The sequence below is a fragment of the Gillisella vitis genome (assembly GCF_001541345.2).
In the GTDB taxonomy this organism is placed as follows: domain Bacteria; phylum Pseudomonadota; class Alphaproteobacteria; order Rhizobiales; family Rhizobiaceae; genus Allorhizobium; species Allorhizobium vitis.
Genome location: NZ_LMVL02000006.1, coordinates 178,363 through 198,960, shown reverse-complemented (window position 1 = coordinate 198,960; position 20,598 = coordinate 178,363). Strand labels below are relative to the sequence as shown.

Here is a 20,598-nt window from a genome sequence, read left to right as displayed (position 1 = left end):
AGAGTGTCGGGCCTCATGTTTCAATGGGTCAAGCGTCTCCCTCCTGCTTCCAGCGACGGACGGACGGGTGGTCAATGTCAAACAGATCAAGAGCCCGGCCAACGGTCTGGCTTACCAGATCGGCCAATGTTTTCGGCTGGGTGTAGAAACCTGGCACCGGCGGCATGATGATTGCGCCATTGCGTGTCGCCTGATCCATCAACGCGATATGCCCCGCATGCAAAGGTGTCTCGCGCACCATCAAAACAACGCGCCGTCGTTCCTTGAGGCAGACATCTGCGGCACGGGTAATGAGATCATCATTATAGCAATGGGCAATGCTGCTGAGGGTCTTGATCGAGCACGGTGCCACCAGCATGCCATGCGCCCGAAACGAGCCCGATGCGATAGAGGCTCCAATATCCTTGTGGCTGTGAACGACATCCGCCAGTTGACGGATCTGGTCAGCGCTCTCCACCGCCTCTTCTTCAATCGCGGTGCGCAGCCCTGCGGGCGAGATAATCAGATGGCTCTCAATGCCATCGATGTCGCGCATCATTTCCAGCGCGCGAACTCCGTAGCAGGCACCGGAGGCCCCGGTTATCGCGATGATCAGGCGTTTCAAGCCACACACTCCGGCTTGATCGCCGCGATCACACGGCTCATGCGCTCATAAGACGCTTGCGGCGGCAATGCCTTATCATAGCCTTCCTTGCGGTCTCCGGCTTTGCAGGTGGCATCATAACCAATCTTGGCCACCATGCCTGCCTCTTCCTGCGGCTCGGAGCGATCAGCGGGCATGCCCGGAATGATCAGAATATCCCGATCCACCCGCATACGCGTGGATTTTGCCAGTTCAACAGCGTTGATGTCCCAAGGGTCAACATCGCTATCCACAATCGTCACGGATTTTACAATGGAAACCGCACCCCAGCAGATGGCCATGGTGCGGCGGGCTTGTCCGGGGCGCGGTTTGTCGATCTGCACCACAACATTGGTGCGGCCGCAGCCAGAAGCAGTCACCGCCACCTCACCGACATTGAGGATCACGCGGGCAAGCTGGGCCTTGAGACTGACGGCGATTGGAACGGCGGCAATATAGATGTGCTCGGCATGATAACCGGGCAAAATCACCTGAAACATCGCATCCTTGCGGGCTGACATGCTCTCAAACGTTGCCAGCACGCCACTGCCATAATCCTCGTACATGCCGTGATATTCCGAGACCAGACCCTCGACAATCGGCGTATTGGCATGGATATGGCCTTCAATGACAATCTCGGCCTCGGCGGGCACCAGAATATCACTGTTGCGGCAGCGGGCCATGCGGACAGGTTCGCCTAAGAGTGCTCCGGCGCAATGCATCTCGTCATCACCAAGGCCCAGATACAGGCAGGCGGCCAGCTGAATGGCCGGATGAGCACCCAGAACTACGGCAAACGGCAGGGCTTCACCCTTGTCGGCAGCCTTGCGGGCCATGATGGCCAGGTGATGGTTGGGGGCGATACCAATTAGGGCTTCTGTTGGGCTCAGAATTTTCAGGCGTGCGTAGGAGGCATTGCCAAGTCCCGTTTCCGGGTCACGCGCAATCATCATGCCAGCACTCACATAGGGGCCGGTTTCCTTGTCGAAAAATGTCGGGACAGGCAGAAGTGCCAGCACGCCCTCTTCAAAACGTTGCTGCTGAACCGGAGCATTCTCGACAATCACCGGCGCAACCGGCTTTTGCACCGACGCCAGCAAGGTGGACTGGATTGATGCGCGAGGAACATCCAGCGCCAGCGCAATACGATCGAGGCTTGAGAGGAGATTGCCAAACACCGGAAACGCCGATCCCTTGACCGTGTTGACGCGAACCGCATGCGTCTCGTGTGTCAAAGACAGCAGGGCCGAAAGATCGTAAACGGGATCGATTTCTTCATCGACAATGAGCAACTCGCCCTGCTTTTGCAACGCAGCCATCATGGTCCGGCATGATTGGTCGCTCACACCTTCATACGGTTTGTTTTCTGGCTGACAGATGTTTGGACGAGCATTGTGTGCCACGGGAACCACTTTCGGAGAACAGTGAAATGCCCGTGAACTATGGGGTTGAGTTCATGCGTTGTATACCTGCACTCACTCCAACTGGCCCATCGGAAAAATAGAATTGCACGTTTGGCGACAAGAGCAACAAGGCATCCCAAGCAGAATAGGCATGTATTCCCGCAAGGATTGAAACCATGTGACATTTGCCCAACGTTCTCTCGGAAATCGTTGATACGTCACTTGAGAGCAACGCGGCGTAACCCTATGCTCGGCGAATGGACCATTACGGTATTGAACTCAAACCTCTCGCGAAATTCGTTCTGGCGTGCCAGAATCCCAGCATTTCCAATTCGTCACGCGCGCTTGGAATAGCTCCATCCGTTTTGAGCGCTGCTTTACACGGCTTGGAAGATCGCCTGCATATGAAGCTTTTCGAGCGCAAAGGGCGCTACCTCGGCCTTTTACCATCAGCCTTCTGGCTTTATCGAAATGCGGCGGTGCTTCTGCATCTGGAGGAGTTTTCAAGACGCAGTCTGGCTATCCCTGCAAACCGGATGGAAAAGCTGTCCGTTCGGATAGACCTGAATTTTTCCATCGGCAGAATGACGAAGGCGGTGAGCTGCGCCATTCAGCAAATGGGCCTACAACACCCCGAAACCTTTATAGCCTGCCAGTTTCTCGACACAGCCAGTGCAGCAAGCGGTGGTTTCATCAGAGAATCGATGGATCACATCCCAGCCGAACATTGCGCCACGATTGAGATCGGCTGCCATAGTGAGCACTCGTTCCGGGAAGAGCCTGGGACTGAATTGTTGTATCGCGACCCGTGGATCGCCGTCAGCGCCACGGATCCGGTGACAGATATTAAAGCCGATGCCGATATCCTAGCCGTTGTCAGGATGAGCGCTCACCAGATGCAGGTCGTTGCCCATTATGCGGATCAGCATGGATTATCCGCGCGGCTGAAATTCGTGGATGCCGGACCGGCAGAACTTGGGCGTCTTCTCTCGGATTTTCCCCATATGCGGTTTTTGTTGCCCTCCAGCATGGTGGCCAATCGGCTGGGAATCAGCCGTATTTATCGCGAATCTCTGGTGCCGCCTCTGGTGTCTATGGTGCGTGTCGGCACAAGCGGCGCATTGGAGACAAAAGCACGACGTTTTATAGGGCTGCTGCGGGAAAATATGGAAGGCGAAGAGCAAAATGTTGTATTTGATCCGCAACTGACGGCGCGACAGATGCATTATTTCAATCTTGTCCATCGCTGCGGTGGCATTTCAGCGGCAGCACGGGTGGCTAATCTCGCCCAGTCTTCGGTGTCCGCACAGCTTCATTCTATGGAAGCGGTTCTGGGAACACCTCTCTTTGAGCGCAGCAAGGAGGGTGCCACACCCACCGATGCAGGCATTCATCTTTGGCCCCTAATGGCAGAGGTAGAAAAGCGGCAGGATCGGCTGTCGCGGCAATCTGGCGATATTGCAGCGCATACCCAGCACCGCGTCTCGATTGGCATGTTGCCCAGCTCCGGCCACGATAGCGCCTTGACCGAAAAGATTGCTGAGGCGCTGACTACGATCAGCATTCAGCATCCCTCGCTGAAAATGGAAATAACGGAAGCGTCAAACACGGTCCTGCACGACAAAGTTCGTTCTGGTGAGCTGAATCTTGCCATTGTCGGGGTGGTGCAGCCTCAGTTTCCACGCGTGCTGCTTGGTCCCAGCGAGCCGTTGTCGGTGGTTGCCAATCCGCGATTTAATTTTGGCGGGCGCGGTGAGATCAGTCTGGCCGAAGTTTGCGAACTGCCTCTTGTGCTGGGCGCGCGCCATCTCAGCATTCACCAGAGTTTTGCTGCCGCCACTCACGCACGTAATCTGGAGCCGCATTCGAAGATCGAAGTCGGCTCTCTTGCACTGGCCATCGCCATGGTTCGCCGCGCCAGCCTATGCACGATTCTGCCGGCCTCTTCGGTTCAAAAAGACCTCGAAACCGGGCGTCTGGTGGCGGTGAAGATCAATCAGGAGGAAATCTCCGGCACGCTTTCCATCATTTTTTCCGCTGATCGGGAGCTATCCGGCGCTGAGCGCGCCGTGATGAAAACGCTGGTGGAGGTGTTTGGCAAGAAATTGCATTAAGGGCCTATGCACCAGGCATTTCAGCGTGTGACGCACACCACCGCTTCGACAAAACTGTCGATCTGCTCGTGGCGCAATCCTGCAATGTTGATGCGGCTGTCCTCAACCATGTAAATTGCAAACTCGTTACGCAATCGCTCAACCTGTTGCGGTGTCACGCCCAGCTTTGAAAACATACCCTTGTTGGCGGTGAGGAAATCATAGTGGTTGCCCTGGCTTCGAAGCTGGAACGCCTTGGCAAGCGCCTGACGCAGGCTGATGATAGTGTTACGCATATCTTCCAGTTCTGCCCGCCAGTCTGCCGACATATCCGCGTCCCGGAGGATGGTGCCGACAATTCTGGAGCCATGATCCGGGGGCATGGAATAGGCAATACGGGCCCTGACAACCATCTGGGCGGCTGCAATTTCAGCCTGCTTCGATGTCTGGCCCATAACAAAAGCCACGCCCGTACGCTCACGATAGATCCCGAAATTCTTGGAGCATGACGAGGCAACCAGCATTTCGGGAACGGTGGTGGCGAGATATCGCACGCCAAAAGCATCCTCATCAAGGCCATCACCGAAACCCTGGTAGGCAATATCAATAAACGGCACCACGCCCTTATCAACCAACAGCATCCCGAGTTCACGCCATTGCGCCTGATTGAGATCGGTGCCGGTGGGGTTATGACAGCAACCATGCAGCAACATCACGTCACCCGCTTTTGCCGAGCAAACGACCTGCTTCAACGCCTCGAAATCAACTCCGCCCGTGGTGGGGTCAAGATAGGGCCAGCTCTTCACCGCCAAACCATTATCCTCGATGATTGACAGGTGATTGACCCATGTTGGATCGGGAACAAGCAGGGTTGCGTTTGGCGCAGACTTGGCAATCAGGCCACAGATGACCGCCAGCGCGCCAGCCCCGCCCGGTGTCTGTATGGCACGGATGCGCTCATATGGTGCGTGATCTCCAAAGACGAGTTTTGTCATGAGATCGCAATAGACCGCATCACCAGCGGGTCCGATATAAGCCTTGGTGGTCTGGTCTCGCAAAATCCGTGCTTCAGCCTCTCGGACAGCCCGCAGCACAGGGGTTATACCCGATGCATCACGATAGACGCCAACACCGAGATCAAGCTTGTGACTGCGGCTATCCTGCCGAAAGATCGGCATCAAGGCGAGAATCTTGTCTGGTGGCGGCATTGTGAGCGTATCAAGCACGATATCTGTCCTCTGCTGTGCACATGATGGCACCGTGTGCCATGTCTGAGACCGTTTATGTTGATTATGCAGTTCTGCTAGACATGATGGCAAGCTGCTGTGTGGTTTTGGCCAACGCTGCGTAACTCGGGGACGATTTCCTTGCATTCGGCTGTCGCCTGCGCGCATCGAGGATGAAACGGACAGCCGGAGGGCTTGTTCATAGGGCTTGGCACTTCACCGCGAAGCACGATCCGTTCACGCTTTTGCTCGGCATAATAATCGGTAATCGGAATGGCCGATAACAACGCCTTGGTATAGGGATGGCGAGCATCCGAATAGAGTTTCTCGGCATCCGTCACTTCCATCAGACGTCCCAAATACATGACGCCGATATGGTGGCTGATATGCCTGACCACCGCCAGATCATGGGCGACAAACAGGTAGGTTATGCCAAGCTCTTTCTGGATCGATTTGAACAGATTGATAATCTGCGCCTGAATGGACACATCAAGTGCCGAAACCGGCTCGTCGCAGACAATCAGTTCCGGCTTACAGGCCAGTGCGCGGGCTATGCCAAGACGTTGCCTTTGCCCGCCGCTCATTTCATGTGGATAGCGCCGTCCCATGGCGTTCCCGAGTTCAACGATGTCCAGAAGGTCATGGACTCTTGCGCGCAATCCTTCTCCCCCAAGGCCCTCTCCACCGGATTGAATGGCTTCTTCAAGAATGGATGCTGCCGATTGCCGAGGGTCGAGTGAGCCATAAGGGTCTTGGAAAATGAGTTGCAATTCACGGCGATAAGGTTGGAATTCACGCTCGCTCAACCGCGCGAGATCCCGTCCTTTATACAGGATCTTGCCTTCGACCGGATTGTTGATGCCCAGCACGCTTTTGCCCGTGGTGGTCTTGCCGCAGCCACTTTCGCCAACAAGACCAAAGGTTTGCCCTTTATGGATGCTGAACGACACATCATCAACCGCCTTGATGTCACCGATTTTTTCACGGGTAAAGCCTTGGCGGATTGGAAAATATTTTCGAAGGTTTTCCACCACAAGCAGCGGATCATCCGGCATCACGTGCTCTTTCATGTCCGCACTCCGGTAATCAGGGCGCCTGCATCCATTTCAGCAAGATAGCAAGCCGCAGTATGGCCTTGCGCTCCGACTGTTCGCAGGGGCGGAAAAGGACTGTCAGTACATCGGCTTTGCGCGGCCGGGCATCTGGGCAAAAACGCGCATTGATCCGGCAGGCCGTTCAACCGTGGAGGAGCGCCCTGAATGGGAACAAGATCATCATTCTTGTTGCCTTCCAGTTTTGGCATCGAGTTGAGAAGCCCTTGGGTATAGGGATGTTTCGGCGCGGTAAGCAATTGTTCGGTTGTGCCGGATTCAACAATCTTTCCGGCATACATCACATAAACCCGCTTGGCATAACGCGACACCAACCCGAGATTATGGGTAATGATGATCAGCGATTTTCGGTGGCTGTTGACCAGATCCAGCAACAGTTCCATCACTTGTGCTTGCGTGGTCACGTCCAGCGCCGTTGTCGGCTCATCCGCAATCAACACCTTGGAATTGCAGGCAACGGCAGTCGCGATCATCACACGTTGCCGCATGCCGCCGCTCATCTCAAAAGGATAGTTTTTCATGCGCGCCGCAGGATCGGGAATGCCTACGGCCTCAAGCGCCTTGATGCCACGTTGCCACGCTTGTTTCTTGCTCACACGGGCATGAACCATGATCACCTCTGATAGCTGCTGGCCAACGGTGAGGACAGGGTTCAGGGATGTCATGGGTTCCTGGAAAATCATGGCAATTCCCGCCCCGCGCACGGCACGCATTTCCTTGGACTTCGGCTTGTATTCCAGCAGGGACTGTCCGTCGAAAATGACCTCTCCACCCAGTATTTTGCCGGGAGGAGACTGAACAAGCTGGATCACAGAAAGCTGGGTGATAGACTTTCCACAGCCGCTTTCTCCAACAATGGCAATCACTTCCCCCTGATCAAGGTGATAGGAAACATCATTGACGGCTTTCACTTCACCGTCCTCGGTGAAGAAGGATGTTCTGAGGTTTTTCACCTCCAGCAAATGTGGGGCCTGGGTCATCACAATTTCCCCTTTAAGCGAGGATCAAGCGCATCGCGCAGGCTGTCACCCACCACATTGAAGGCAATAATCACCAGGATGATGCAAAGTGCAGGGCTAACGACCAGCCATGGGGCACCCATGAGATAAGGATAAACATCCGACACCATGCTGCCCCACGATGCCGTTGGCGGACCTATGCCGACACCAAGGTAGCTGAGGGTCGATTCCGTCAGCACGCCATTGCCCAGATTGATGGTAAACAGCACAATCAAGGTTGGAAAACTATTGGGCAACAGATGCCGCAGAAGAATGGAATGTGGCTTTTGGCCTATCAGGCGGGCAGCCAGAATATAATCGTGCTCGCGCAACGATAAGACCAACCCATTGACCATGCGGATGTAGGTGGGGATGAATCCAATACCAATGGCAAGCACAACGCTCAAAACCCCGCTGCCAAGAATGGCCACAAGGATGAGAGAAAAAACCAGATTGGGCACGCTGAGCAACACATCTGTACAGCCCATGATAAAACGGCCGGTTTTGCCACCCGCATAGCCCGCGTAAAGGCCAAAACCAATGCCTGCAATGGCGGCCAGAATGCCTGCCATGACACTGACGGCCATGGAAATACGCCCGCCATAGATGATGCGGCTCAACACATCGCGGCCGAGACTGTCTTGCCCCAGCCAATGGGCCGCAGAAGGCGTGTGCAGCGCTGCCACGAGATCCTGCGCGTTCGGGTCATACGGCGCGACAAGATCGGCGAACAGGGCCAAAAGCCCAAACAGGACAAGAATGGCAAAGCAGACCTGAACGATCAAACCACGGGCGAAAAGACGGCCCGCCAGCATTCTGCCAGCGCTGCGTTGGATAGGCTCATTTACGGTTGCGCTTGTTTTCATCATATCGGCATCACCATGACATTCTCTTTATGCGCGGATCGATCAGGACATAGGTCAGGTCCACGATCAGGTTGGACGCGATCGTCGCCATGGAAATAACCAGCACCGCCGCCTGCACAACGAGATAATCCCGGTTTAAAACGCCATTGAGCACCAGTTGCCCCACGCCGGGGATGTTGAAGATGGACTCGATAATCACAGCACCTGCAATAATTTGCGGCATCTGCAATCCGATGATGGTCACAACCGGGATCAGGCCGTTTTTCAGGGCGTGGCGGAAAATAACCCGCGTCTCGGACAGGCCGTTGGCGCGCGCCGTTCGGATATAGTCCTGTGTCATCACCTCAAGCAGGTTGGAGCGGGTGTAGCGCGCCAGAACCGCGAAAATATAAATGCTGTTGATAAAGACAGGCCATATAGCCTTGTGCGCATAGGCTGCCAAATCCACCCACGGCGGGGTGTAGCCCTGAAGCGGAATGAGCCTGAGCTTGAAGGCGAGAATGAAGACGCCAAAAATCGCCACCAGAAACCGCGGCGTTCCCAAAAAAGCGTTCACGATCAGGGTGAAGGTCTGGTCGATCCATGTCCCTCTGGTAATTGCGCTCAAAATGCCGATCGGCAGGCCCAGAAGGATTCCCAGAACGATCGAGGGAATGCCAATCGTCAGCGTATTGGGCAGCCTTTGGCTGATCATGAGCGAGACATTCTGCTCGTTCAGCACAGATTTGCCGAAATCCCACCGCAGCAAGATGCCCGTGATCCAATGAACATACTGTACAATCAAGGGATCGTTGAGCCCCATGCGGTTGCGATAGGCCTCAATGGCATCTGCTGATGCGGAATCGCCGAGTGCGATCAGCGCAGGATCGCCTGGTAATCCGCGCATCAGCAAAAAGACCAGCGCGGATACCAGCAGCATCAGGAAGCCAGCAACAGCCAGCCGTTTCAAGAGATAGGTGATCACGTGTCGAGATACGCGGTGGAGAGGGAGGCGACGGAGAAGAACGTCGCGCCGATACCTGATCCCTTGACGCGCTTGCTCAGAACGTAAATCGTCGAGTATTGTGCAATCGGCACGTAGAGCGCGTAGGTGTCGATCATCATCTTGTTGGCTTCACCAACCGCTTTGACCGATTCCGCATCCGAGGTGGATGATACGGCCCGTGCGAGCGCATCACTGACATCATCGGGGCGCAGCATGGTGGTGAGGCCAAGAACCCCGCCGCTGAGACCTTTTGGAAACATGCTGGACATTTGCATGGCCACATCCACATAGACGCTGGATGTGTGATACCACATGCCGCTTCCCCAACCGGTTTCCGCCTTGTTGGAGGCGGCCCCCGTTAGCAGTTCGATTTTGGCTTGTATGCCCACTTTGGCCAGGTCAGCCTGCATGATTTGCAGAACAATCTTGTTGGTGTCGCTGGCAGCCGCCTGAATTTTCGTCGAAAACCCTTGAGGAAAGCCCGCTTTGGCAAGCAGCTCTTTCGCCTTGGCAACATTGTAATCGTAACCGACAATGTCCTTGTTGACGAAGTGGCTGCCAATGCCAAACTGGCTGGCAATATCGGCATAGCCCAGGAACGCAGCCTCTATGATCGATTTTCTGTTGATGGCATGGCTGATGGCCTGGCGCACCAACAGATTGCCCATCGGATCGTCATTGCTGGTGTTGAGGGAGTTGAACACGAGCAGCGAAGCATGGTCTTGCAACGGCTCAATCGGGGCATCGAAACCATTGGCTGCGAGCGTTTTGACACCATTCAGGCCCAGGCCAATCATCACGTCGATTTCATCCGACATCAGGGCTGCCTGACCCACTAGCGAGTCATTGTAAATCGTATATTGGACGGCCTCGAGAAGAACCTTGCCACCCCAATAGTGTTCATTGCGCACGAATGACTTGCTGACATCGCGCACCCATTCCTTCAACACGAAGGGGCCGGTTCCAACCGGGTTCTGCTGGCAATAGTCATCGCCGTATTTTTCATAGTGCTGTTGTGAAAACATATAGCCGCACTCACGCGACAGAGCGGCGGGAATGAAGGAACTCCATTTTGAGAGCACGAGGCGTACCGTATATTCGTCCACCACATCGACCGAGGTGATGGAACCGAGCAAGGCGACACGTTTTGCTCCGACTTTCAAATAATGATCAAGATTCCATTTCACCACAGCGGCATTCAGCACCGATCCATCGGAAAATGTTACGCCACGCCGGATATGGAGCGTGTAGGTGAGCGCTTTGGCATCACTTTCCACCGATTCCGCCAGCCAGGGATCAATCGTGCCATTCGCGTTTGGCTTGAAAAGCGATTCATAAATGGGCCAGGAATAGACATAGTCATACGGCCCACCCGTCATTGCGAAGCACAGCATGTTGTAATTCAACTCATTGCTGGTGCCGATTTTTAATATGCCCCCCTCGACACTTTTCGCCATTGCGTGGTTTGCGAAATCACCCAACAGGCCGAATGCGGCCAGCGATGCGCCCGTTTTGATAAAGTTTCTGCGTTTGATAGCCGTTTTCATTGCGATCTCGTTCCCCGTTTTTTTTGATTGCGATTGCGGCATTTTGGCTTTTTATCGAACTGTAAAAATGCTCTGTCTTGCCACCTTCAACGGGGGGCTTTTTGCGCCTGTTTGCAGGCGTTTGGGCATGCAAGAGCGGCCTTCAATCCCGCTTCATTGAAGGGAGGAAGCCTGTAACGGCTTCGCCGGAGGTCTTTACTTGGCCGAAGGCGCTGTCATCTCGTCAGAATTTGTCAGTCGGACCCGTGAAGTGTTTTTCAAGGCGCACGGCCAAAGCCTCGTCAGGGTTTGACACGTATTGGCGCTCCCTATCGACCCACTCGCCACCCCTGAAAAACGCACTCATCGGCGAATAATGAAACTTGTAGCCCGTGTGATCATGCGCCGTTGCGATATACTCGTTTGTACCGCTCTCAAACACGTGCCGACCAGCGTCCAGAATAGCCAGCATAGCCGCGCGAAAGGCATAATGGACGCCGGCAAATTTATAGCCGTACTCCCGCAGGCTAGCGATCTCTTCAGCCTTTTCCTTTTCCATATTGGGATACCAGAAGGGCGCTTTGACATGTTCGGCCACCTTCTTGGCTGCGGCAATCTTGCTGCCATATTTTTGCGAGCGATTTAGCTCCAGCGGGCAGATGATGTCCGCACCCACTTCGAGGTAACGATTGCAGCGCTCTACAAATTCGTCAAAGTCGTTATCAACGCTGTGGTCGCAGCGGGCCAATAGCAAGCAATCCGTCCCCGCAAGCCCATCCTTGGCAGCGCGGAACCGGTAGACGGCCTCTTCAATCGGCAACAATCCCGGCCTGCCATTGGCGGCAAGATCCGTGATCAAAATTGCCTGCGCACCCGCCTTGGCCAGCCGCCGACATCCTTGAAATGTCTGCAACGGGCGCCCAAACCCCTCATCGGCATCAATGAACAGGGGCATGTCCGTCATATTGGTAATGCGCTCCGCCATGCCAGCATATTCGTCAACCGTCAGAAGCTTGAGGTCGGGAATGCCGGTGTAAGCACAGGAGAAGTCACTGCTGGATATCATTACCATTTTGAAGCCGTTTATTTCGGCGGCTTTCGTTGACATGCAGTCAAATATTTCGGGGACATAGTACAAATTTTCATCGGACAAATATTCTGACAATTTTTTGGAGGACATGGGCAATCTCCCGATAATATTTTACCCGCATGTACTGCTCGACGGTGGGGTAAAATTCATAATTCATTCGGGAGGATGATTGTGAAGAATGATATTGTATAGTCGGAAAAATCATAAATGGGGCATAGGTTTTTTAGAAGAGTGGATGCCTCGAATGACCGAATTTTTGAGTAACAACGAAACGATTTGAAGCCGACCACCAATAGGCCCTTTAAACGCAGAGATTTTGGCGTGTCCGCCCGTTTGCGGGGCAGCCTGCACCTGCGACGGCACGGCGGCCTTCTTAGAAGGGTGGGGTCACCGACATCATCCGTGGTCAGTTCCGAGCAGATGATTTCTCCGCTGACAAGATCGAGACCAAGGTGAAGCGTGCGCCATCTCTTCCGCTTTACTTTGATTTTGTGCTTGTTTTCCAGCCATTCGCCATCACCAAAGACCTTCAGGCCCGGACTATCCACGACCAGATGGACTGGATCTTGCCTTGCCGTCTGGCGTGAAATTACGTTTTCGAATGTTGCATGAAATCAATGCCGTGGATTTCAACTCGCCGATTGGAACTTAAGGCGACGCTACCCTCCCCGGACCGCTCGCCCTTCGCAAACGCTATCAAGCTGGCGCCACATATTTCGGCAGAACATTTTACGAGCGGTAAAATACGTGAGGCCCCAGCATTTTTCCCATCTTAAAATAACTTAAAATATAATAAATTTATTATTGACAATAAAAATACCGCTGCTTATTAATTAATATTATGGTTCACATATAAATATCCGTTAAATATTATCTATAGTGCACGTCACGCATTGTAGTATTTAATATTTTATACAAAAAATTGCAATATCAATATTTTATAATTTTGAGTCCCTGACGCATGTCCATTTCACCATTAGTTTGGTGATTTTTTGAATTGAGACGCTTCAAATCGAAACATACTGACGGGGGTCAAATATGTCAAATTTTACAGTTATTATTCCATTTTACCAGAAAATTGATGGGATATTACGCAGAGGACTATCGTCAGTTTTTGCTCAGTCCTATCAAAATTTTGAAATTGTCATTGTTGACGATGCATCCCCCCACCCGATTATGGAGGAACTCGCACCACTGAGCCAATCCCAACGAGACCGAATCCGGGTTATTCATCAAAAAAATAGCGGACCTGGGGGCGCTCGCAACACTGGCCTTACCCATATCGGCGACAATAGCCAGTATATTGCCTTTCTCGATTCTGATGATACTTGGCATGAAGACCATCTCAAAAACGCGATCGCGACGATGCAGCGCTTTGAAGCAGATTGCTATTGGGCTTCGATCAGCGGTGGTGAGGGTTTCGAATTTCATTTTAGTATTCAGGGACTGGAGCAGCGCGAGAAAGTACAACGTCTTCAGGACACGCCGCTCGTTCTGGAAGTCCCAGACATGGCGGGGCTCATGTTCAAACAGGGAGAGTTTCTCTATCTCAGCCAGTTTTTGCACCTATCAACCATGGTTATTGGTCGCTCGCTTGCTGCAAAGGTTCAATTCGAGGCACATTTGAGGCTGGCTGCAGAAGATGTGCTGTTTTTCAGTGATTGCGTGCTTGCCGCAAAGCGAGTCGCACTCTGCGGCGCAGACGGTGCGCAGCGCGGAGAGGGAATGAATATTTTCCACAGTATTGACGCATCTTCCCCTGTCTACCTTAAACAGCAATTCGACATGTGTCTGGCTCAGAACATACTGGTGGAAAAATTTGCAAAACGCTCAGCTCTCCTCACAGCAATTCGTGACAGCAAGGAAACCGTGCGGCGCCATGCTTTATGGAGTCAGGTGGGAAGGATCAAACGCGGGCAAATGCCGCAGCTTGGACTTCTGGCACAATGGGTTGTGAAAGATCCAAAATTGCTATTGACCTTGATATCTCTGACGGTGAGCAAGTTAAGGCCATCGCGTTCGACTGAGGCCGTTCGTGCTTCAGATCAAACCAGCCCCATCCAGGAACAACTATAATGAATGCAGAAAGTCTATGAAAGCTTTTTACTGGGAATGTGCGAACGGCAATTTTGGAGATGACCTCAATCTCTGGCTTTGGGATTTCCTGCTCCCCGGCTTTAGAGAGGTCGATGACGACTTGCTTCTGGTTGGAGTCGGAACGGTTCTCAACGGTGCGCTGCTTCCCCCTACGGGCCGCAAGCTGGTTATTGGCAGCGGCTTTGGCTATGGTAGCCTGCCGGATATGAGCGATAGAGCGCAATGGGACATACGTTGCGTGCGCGGGCCATTAACAGCCGAAAAACTCATGCTGCCGACGGATATGGGAATAGTCGATCCTGCCGTTATGGTGCCGGATATGCCTGAATTTGGAAAATTACCGAAGCTGTATAAAAAGAGCTTCGTTCCACATTGGGAGTCAGCTGTTTCCGGCATCTGGAAAACCATAAGTTCACAGGTCGGCCTGACCTATATCGACCCATGCGGCGAAGCCAAAGCCGTTATACGTATGATCGCACAGTCGGAACTGATTGTGGCCGAGTCCATGCACGGTGCAATTCTGGCGGATGCCTTCCGGGTTCCCTGGATCCCCGTCTCAACCTCGCGGGCAATCAACAGCTTCAAATGGAACGACTGGGCATCCACTCTTGGACTTACCTATAGGCCAAGGCGCGTCGCCATCTCAACCCGTGCCGAAGCGACGATGAAGGACGATTTCTTCTGGGGCATGAGATTTAGTGACAATAAAACGGTACTGGACAATCCAAATAGCCGCGTCGTCGAGACGGCGGTTCTTGAGCAGGCACGTGCGCCTCGAAAGACCTCTATAAAAGATATAGCCAAACAAGCGTTGGCTGTACCCTCGGCGCTTGGTTTATGGCAGGCAAGTCGTATAGAGCCTCAATTGAGTTCCGATACCGTCCTTCAAGAGCGCAAAAGCCGCTTCATGGACGTGATTTTAGGTGTGCAGCGCGACTACATTTAGTGATCGAATCATAGCGTGGCGCACCATGTTATAACGGCTCACCAACAATCTTCGGCATTTTCAACCCGTAAAACACAGATGACGCATTGGTGTGAAACAGCATCAAAGGTTGACCTGGTTCGATAGGCAGTAAGCACCGGACTTAAATTGCAAAACCGCAACGCGAGCAGGGTCATCGTAGGCTGCGATCGAGACACCATCCGATTTCCATGTCATCTCAATTAATCAGAGCCTTACGGAACAGATCGCAGGGGTTAACCTCCGACGCCGTTTCACAGGGAAGATGATGTGGGTCTACACGACAAGAACACGTTTCTGTCCGAAGGACACCTTGCTGTCACACCAACCGAAAGCTTCGAATCTTGCCGAACGAGCAGACAATGCCCTGTCGCGTTGTCATAGGCGTTCTGACTTACCTGGCCGGTGATCCGCCCGGCATATCTGAATTGATGTCCGTGATCAGCGTCGCAGAACTTCCCTGATCAGAGCGCAACCCCGAGGACTGCCGAACGTACGAGATCGTATGCCGTCATACCAGGAAGACGGGAGAAGAATTCGTTACGGCGCGCAGTCTGCCCCCAAGTCGACCATTCGGCGATCACGGCCAACTGGTTGTCCTTCCACACTGCGGTCGCATCGATGACTCCGATATCCTCGCCCTTCAAGGTTTTGACGGAAAAGCGGAACTCTCGATTGGTAAGCCCCTGTTCTGAAAGCGTAGAGTTTTCGTTGGTTCCGAGAAGTACCGGCGCGTCGACGTCCGATGTCTGCTTAACGAAGTAGTTTCGGATGATTTCGGCACCTGTCTTTTCCATATCTGGCTTTTCCGTCATCGGCTGTACGAAAAGCCAGATGAGGCCGACATCCTGATCACCGCTACGACGGATCATGTGCAGTTCAGCCGGTAATGGTCCTCGAAAGTCGTTGATTGGGATTTCCCAACCGGTCGGGATTTGAAGGTCGATCTTACGTTCGCCAATACTCAAGGGCACCGATTGCATGCTGTCACCGAAATTTGCCTGTTTGCCGTCGGAGAACTGTAGATTTCTGAGAAAAGCAATTGAATAGCCGTCGAGCTCACTCAAAGCCTTTTTGGCTGCGTCCTGGGTCGGTTCACCAGAGACCTTCACGACAAAGTGGATTGCCAGCGCATTCGTCCCTCTCGCAAAACAGTGACTCAGGATAGCTCCCTTCGGCTTGCCGTTGTCGCTCTGTGTAGCAAAGACGTTTGCTTCAGTCAGGTCTTGGGAGGTAAATGTGGAACGAGGTGTGTAACCGTCAAGCTCTGTCTCGAACTTACATATCCGCAGTGCCGCCGGTGGACTACGCAGGTCATAGGCCACGATGGTCGTCTCGACCTGCTGGCCATCAGTACCGGGCGTTACCTTTCCGACAATCTTCACCCTGCCGATTGAACCGGGCTCCGCGTCCTCCATTGTCACGGTCTCGACCGTTGCATCACCTGGCACGTCTGTTTCAAAATTCAGGCTTGAGTTGTTGAAATCGAAGACATGCTTTTTCCACGCGCCTTCTGCGGCATTCGCTTCGCTGAACACTGTGAGAAAAGAAATCAATGCGGCAAGGAAGCGCATGGCTGGCGGATAAGGCATCAGGATTCCTTATAAAAATACCGGGTGATCTCACGTTGTTTGACTGAATCCGGCGAAGGACTTGCAGTTGAACTCAGGCATCTGCACCTGTCGCAGCCTTCCACTGCGCCATTGATTGCGCGGATAGCCAATATTTTTAACATTCTATGCCACGATTTTACGTCCGACAATCACCACGACTTGAGAACAAAAGTCATGAAAGTGTGGAAAGAAATCACACGCCCGCCGACCGCATACAGGCCGCATAAGCGAGAACCGCAGGCTAGATTTTTGACCGGTATCGGCTAACGTTACAGTACCTTCAATACAGCCCGGCTGTGGGATAGAAGCAGTTTGCAGGCAGGCATACGGAAGATCTCTGGTTGACCACACGGCACAGAAAATCTGTTATTCAGTGCCTGGCGCTTTTAAACCTGGGTCATCGCCGCCGCCTAAGGCCGTAATGGCACTGGCTGCAGTAACTCCTGCAGCCCTGGAACTAGGCGGCGTTATTTCTGACCCGCTTATTGATCCTGATGCTTAACGCGCCGAGCAAGATAGAGCTCAATGCCGGCCCGGGTCAGGAAGGAGGCCAATCCAACAAGGACGGCGACAACACGGATGAGCGTCTCGTCAGTCTCGACCCTTGATTGCCGCGTTGCCAGAAGTGATTTTTCCTGTTCGGTAACCTCGCCGATGACGTGCCGGATGACATCCATCGTCGCTTCCTCCATTCGCTGGCACCGTAACGTTAACCGGGCGTCGAGCAAAATGTGGGATCTGGCGGTATGACCAGACTTGCCCGTGATCCTCTTTATCGTCGCCACCGATTTCCAGCTGACGTGATTGCCCACGCCGTTTGGCTCTATTTCCGGTTTCCGCTCAGTCTGCGAATGGTCGAGGATATGCTGGCCGCGCGTGGCGTCATCGTTTCTCACCAGACGGTGCGGCTCTGGGCTGAGAAATTCGGCAGGCACTTTGCAAATGATATCCGGAAGCGATCGACCGGCAGGTTCGGCGACAAATGGCACCTCGATGAAGTTGTCATCACGATCGCCGGCAAGAAACATTGGCTTTGGCGCGCCGTCGATCAGGGCGGCTTCGTACTTGACGTGTTGGTCCAGAGCCGCCGAAATACCAAGGCTGCAAAGCGTTTGATGCGAAAGCTTCTGAAAGGGCAAGGTCGTTTACCCCGTGTGATGATCACCGACAAACTTCGGTCCTATGCCGCCGCAAAGCGCAATATCATGCCCGGCGTCGAACATCGCTCGCACAAGGGCCTAAACAACCGGGCAGAAAACTCCCATCAATCGATCCGAATGCGAGAGCGGATCATGAAGCGTTTCAAGTCAGCGAGGCACCTGCAACGCTTCGTTTCAATCCACGACCCGATCGCCAATCTCTTTCATATTCCCCGCCACGACATCCCATCCAGCCATTATCGCGAGCTTCGAGCAATAGCCATGGAAAAATGGCACCAGATCGCACGCCTGCGCGTCGCCTGAACCAAAGACATAATCCAAAACCCTGCCTTCGAAGCGTTAAGTTTACAGTGCCGGTGCACCAGTTTCCCGGCCCGCACATCGGCCTCAACCATATAATCGGGAAACACGGCAACGCCGACACCAGCCGCCATGCAGGCATAGGCCGTCGGTGTTTTATCCGTGGTCACAGTAGGTTGGGCTTCTACTGTCACCGTCTCCTCCTTGCCACGAGAGAAGGTCCAGCGAAGGGCATTTCTCAAAGCTCTGTTGGCAATCCAGGGAAGGTGTGCGACATCCGCAGGCGCAAGATTCGCAGCAATACCGCTGGCAACGGCGGGTGTTGCGACGAGAATTTGTTCAAATGTGCCAAGCCGCCGGGCCTGATGGCTGGAATCCGACAACCACCCGACCCGAATGGACAGATCGATTTTTTCAGCAATCAAATCACTGACGCTGTCATCAAAGATGACATCAACATGCATTTGAGGATTGGCTTTTCGATACTCGGCAATTGTCGGAGCCACAACGGCTGCCCCATAGTCGAGCGGGGCGGTCAGTGTCAGCGTTCCCGATGGCTCTGCATTGCGCAGCGACATTTCTCCATAGGCGGCTTCGGCCTCGCGCAAAATCAGCACGCAGCGCTGATAAAACAGCTTGCCATCCTCTGTGGCATGCAGCCTGCGGGTCGTGCGCATCAGCAACGTCACGCCCAGTTCTTCCTCAAGCCGGGCGATCTGGTGGCTGACAACGGCCTTGGCCACACCCATGCGATCCGCCGCTGCGGTAAAAGACCCCGCCTCGACAACAGCTGTAAAGAAGATCAGCCGATTGAGATTCAGCAGGTCACTCATTATTGTCTCATTCAATCATACAGTCTGTATGATTGAATGATATTTATTGACGATTCAAGACCTGAGATAGTGATGCACAGTAATTCACCATCGAGGGACTTTCCAATGATCACGCGCCGCGAAACCTTCAAACTTGCCGCCGCTGCTGGCGTTGCCGCCGCTCTGCCCCTGACCTTGGCCCGTGCGGCTGGCAGCCCGCTGGCATGGACATTCTTTCAGGCCAATGAAGCAGGCTTTCGCCGCACACCTGTGCTGCTCACGGGCAAGAAAGATGCAATCCTTGTCGATGGCGGCTTTACCCTTGCCGATGGCAAAACGGTTGCTGACGCCATCAAGGCAACCGGCAAGCGCCTGACCACGATCTATATCAGCTGCAACGATCCCGACTATTATTTCAGCCTGCGCCCGATTGTTACAGCCTTTCCCGATGCGAAGGTCATTGCCAAGCCAGCCACCGTTGAGGCCATCAAGGCCAATGTCGAGGCAAAATTGAAGGTTTGGGGACCGCAGCTCAAGGAGAATGGCCCGCAGACGCTGGCCGACGTGGTAATCCCACAAGCCTCCGACGCCACCTCGCTTGATCTCGAAGGCAATGCAATCGACATCATTGAAGTGCCGGATATGCATGACCGTCGCTATCTCTCTGTGCCATCGCTTGAAGCCGTGTTCGGCGGCGTTTTGGTCGATTCCGGCAACCACGTCTGGGTCGCCGATACGGCAACCGTTGCGCTTCGTGCGGCGTGGATCAAGGCGCTTGACGGCATCATTGCCCGCGCACCCAAAATCGTCGTTCCCGGCCATCAGGTTGAAGGTGCGCCACAAGGTCTCGATGCCGTCAAGTTTACCCGCGACTATCTGGTTGCTTTCGAAGAAGAAATGGGCCGCACCAAGGACAGCGCCGAGCTGATCGCAGCCATGACCAAGCGGTATCCGAATCTGGCAGACGCATCGTCGCTTGAACTGGGTGCAAAGGTGGCAAAAGGTGAAATGAAGTGGGGTTGATACCCACGTCTCCATCAAGCGTGATGCAAGCGTTGCACACCAACCATTGAGAGGATCATCTTATGGCTAAAATTGCTCTTATCGGTGCCTCCGGCAATGCCGGAGCCCGTATTTTGAAGGAGCTGGTTGATCGCGGTCACACGGTGACGGCGATTGCCCGCAATCTTGAAAAGATTGCATCCTTGCCATCCGTCACTGCGGTCAAGGGCGATGTCTACGACAAGGACGGGCTTGCGCTCATCCTCAAGGGACATGATGCCGTTATCAGCTCCGTACACTTTACCGCCAGCGACCCGGATCTGCTGATCGAGACCGTTCGGGCATCGGGCGTTCGCCGCTATCTGGTGGTCGGCGGCGCTGGCAGCCTTGAGGTTGCTCCCGGTGTGACACTGTTGAGCACGCCGCAATTCCCCGAGGCCTACAAACCAGAAGCAACCAAAGGCGGCGAGTTTCTCGACACGCTGAAGACCGTTGACGATCTTGATTGGACCTTCCTGTCTCCATCGGCAATGTTCGAACCGGGCGAGCGCACCGGCACGTTCCGTCTCGGCAAGGATACATTGCTGGCCAACGACGAAGGCAGCCGGATTTCCTTCGAAGACTATGCCATCGCGCTTGTCGATGAAATTGAAACACCGAAGCACATCAAGCAGAGATTTACGGTCGGTTATTAAAATTACCGCGCAGAGCGTTTCCGTTCGAAACGGA

General features: G+C 53.7%; 19 protein-coding genes and 1 pseudogene. 6 read left to right on the top strand and 14 right to left on the bottom strand.

Translation table 11 applies throughout. From position 1 onward, the window contains the following. Positions 1-28: 28 nt before the first annotated feature. Together ASB66_RS20360 and ASB66_RS20355 are read right to left on the bottom strand one after the other, a co-directional pair. Positions 29-604 carry a UbiX family flavin prenyltransferase gene (locus ASB66_RS20360; protein ID WP_060720083.1) on the bottom strand — a complete coding sequence of 192 codons (576 nt, stop codon included), beginning with the start codon at positions 602-604 and terminating at the stop codon, positions 29-31. Beyond that, positions 601-1,941, bottom strand: coding sequence for a UbiD family decarboxylase (locus ASB66_RS20355; protein ID WP_234614314.1), 1,341 nt, complete (start codon positions 1,939-1,941; stop codon positions 601-603). The genes ASB66_RS20360 and ASB66_RS20355 overlap by 4 nt, the downstream gene beginning before the upstream one ends. A gap of 341 nt (positions 1,942-2,282) precedes the next feature. On the opposite strand from ASB66_RS20355, the gene ASB66_RS20350 reads away from it, so the two are divergent. After that, positions 2,283-4,139 carry a LysR family transcriptional regulator gene (locus tag ASB66_RS20350; protein ID WP_060720081.1) on the top strand — a complete coding sequence of 619 codons (1,857 nt, stop codon included), beginning with the start codon at positions 2,283-2,285 and terminating at the stop codon, positions 4,137-4,139. A 20-nt stretch (positions 4,140-4,159) separates the two neighbouring features. Here the strand turns inward: ASB66_RS20350 and ASB66_RS20345 are convergent, their stop codons facing one another. From ASB66_RS20345 to ASB66_RS27075, 8 genes are all read right to left on the bottom strand, one after another. After that, entirely contained in the window at positions 4,160-5,344 is a 1,185-nt protein-coding gene (locus tag ASB66_RS20345) for an amino acid aminotransferase (protein ID WP_081089200.1), read from the bottom strand. A gap of 77 nt (positions 5,345-5,421) precedes the next feature. Beyond that, positions 5,422-6,414 carry an ABC transporter ATP-binding protein gene (locus ASB66_RS20340; protein ID WP_081089199.1) on the bottom strand — a complete coding sequence of 331 codons (993 nt, stop codon included), beginning with the start codon at positions 6,412-6,414 and terminating at the stop codon, positions 5,422-5,424. Further along, positions 6,411-7,436 (bottom strand): ABC transporter ATP-binding protein, encoded by a 1,026-nt coding sequence (locus tag ASB66_RS20335; RefSeq protein WP_060720079.1) that lies wholly within the window; start codon positions 7,434-7,436, stop codon positions 6,411-6,413. The genes ASB66_RS20340 and ASB66_RS20335 overlap by 4 nt, the downstream gene beginning before the upstream one ends. Beyond that, on the bottom strand, positions 7,436-8,323 hold the full coding sequence (locus ASB66_RS20330; protein ID WP_060720078.1) for an ABC transporter permease: 888 nt from the start codon (positions 8,321-8,323) through the stop codon (positions 7,436-7,438). The genes ASB66_RS20335 and ASB66_RS20330 overlap by 1 nt, the downstream gene beginning before the upstream one ends. 7 nt (positions 8,324-8,330) lie before the next feature. Beyond that, positions 8,331-9,284 (bottom strand): ABC transporter permease, encoded by a 954-nt coding sequence (locus ASB66_RS20325; protein WP_060720077.1) that lies wholly within the window; start codon positions 9,282-9,284, stop codon positions 8,331-8,333. Further along, positions 9,281-10,852 carry an ABC transporter substrate-binding protein gene (locus tag ASB66_RS20320; protein ID WP_158544228.1) on the bottom strand — a complete coding sequence of 524 codons (1,572 nt, stop codon included), beginning with the start codon at positions 10,850-10,852 and terminating at the stop codon, positions 9,281-9,283. Before ASB66_RS20320 ends, ASB66_RS20325 begins: the two co-directional genes overlap by 4 nt. 223 nt (positions 10,853-11,075) lie before the next feature. Continuing rightward, complete coding sequence (locus ASB66_RS20315) at positions 11,076-12,011, bottom strand: isocitrate lyase/PEP mutase family protein (protein ID WP_060720075.1); 936 nt, start codon at positions 12,009-12,011, stop codon at positions 11,076-11,078. A gap of 56 nt (positions 12,012-12,067) precedes the next feature. After that, positions 12,068-12,511 carry a transposase gene (locus ASB66_RS27075; RefSeq protein ID WP_411910137.1) on the bottom strand — a complete coding sequence of 148 codons (444 nt, stop codon included), beginning with the start codon at positions 12,509-12,511 and terminating at the stop codon, positions 12,068-12,070. Positions 12,512-12,959: 448 nt separating this feature from the next. Between ASB66_RS27075 and ASB66_RS20305 the strand changes: the two genes are divergently transcribed. Both ASB66_RS20305 and ASB66_RS20300 read left to right on the top strand, forming a co-directional pair. Beyond that, positions 12,960-13,997 (top strand): glycosyltransferase family 2 protein, encoded by a 1,038-nt coding sequence (locus ASB66_RS20305; protein WP_081089198.1) that lies wholly within the window; start codon positions 12,960-12,962, stop codon positions 13,995-13,997. Between the two features lie 16 nt (positions 13,998-14,013). Next, complete coding sequence (locus ASB66_RS20300; RefSeq protein ID WP_060720074.1) at positions 14,014-14,964, top strand: polysaccharide pyruvyl transferase family protein; 951 nt, start codon at positions 14,014-14,016, stop codon at positions 14,962-14,964. Between the two features lie 297 nt (positions 14,965-15,261). Here the strand turns inward: ASB66_RS20300 and ASB66_RS27170 are convergent. The 3 genes and pseudogenes from ASB66_RS27170 to ASB66_RS20285 form a co-directional block, all read right to left on the bottom strand. Further along, positions 15,262-15,433: pseudogene (locus ASB66_RS27170) on the bottom strand (TrbI/VirB10 family protein); the annotation flags it as partial. A 13-nt stretch (positions 15,434-15,446) separates the two neighbouring features. Continuing rightward, a complete protein-coding gene (locus tag ASB66_RS20290; protein WP_060720073.1) occupies positions 15,447-16,574 on the bottom strand; it encodes a hypothetical protein in 1,128 nt (375 codons plus the stop codon). A gap of 503 nt (positions 16,575-17,077) precedes the next feature. Beyond that, the gene (locus ASB66_RS20285) at positions 17,078-17,272 is read right to left on the bottom strand and encodes a hypothetical protein (RefSeq protein WP_060720072.1); all 195 of its coding nucleotides are present in this window, start codon (positions 17,270-17,272) and stop codon (positions 17,078-17,080) included. Positions 17,273-17,341: 69 nt separating this feature from the next. Between ASB66_RS20285 and ASB66_RS20280 the strand changes: the two genes are divergently transcribed. Further along, positions 17,342-18,058, top strand: coding sequence for an IS6 family transposase (locus tag ASB66_RS20280; protein WP_060720071.1), 717 nt, complete (start codon positions 17,342-17,344; stop codon positions 18,056-18,058). On the opposite strand, the gene ASB66_RS20275 is transcribed toward ASB66_RS20280, so the two are convergent. After that, positions 17,992-18,888, bottom strand: a complete 897-nt coding sequence (locus ASB66_RS20275) for a LysR family transcriptional regulator (protein WP_060720070.1) — start codon at positions 18,886-18,888, stop codon at positions 17,992-17,994. The genes ASB66_RS20280 and ASB66_RS20275 overlap by 67 nt on opposite strands. A gap of 105 nt (positions 18,889-18,993) precedes the next feature. Between ASB66_RS20275 and ASB66_RS20270 the strand changes: the two genes are divergently transcribed. Then, the gene (locus tag ASB66_RS20270; RefSeq protein WP_060720069.1) at positions 18,994-19,890 is read left to right on the top strand and encodes an MBL fold metallo-hydrolase; all 897 of its coding nucleotides are present in this window, start codon (positions 18,994-18,996) and stop codon (positions 19,888-19,890) included. Between the two features lie 62 nt (positions 19,891-19,952). Further along, positions 19,953-20,564, top strand: a complete 612-nt coding sequence (locus ASB66_RS20265) for an NAD(P)-dependent oxidoreductase (RefSeq protein ID WP_060720068.1) — start codon at positions 19,953-19,955, stop codon at positions 20,562-20,564. Positions 20,565-20,598: the final 34 nt, after the last annotated feature.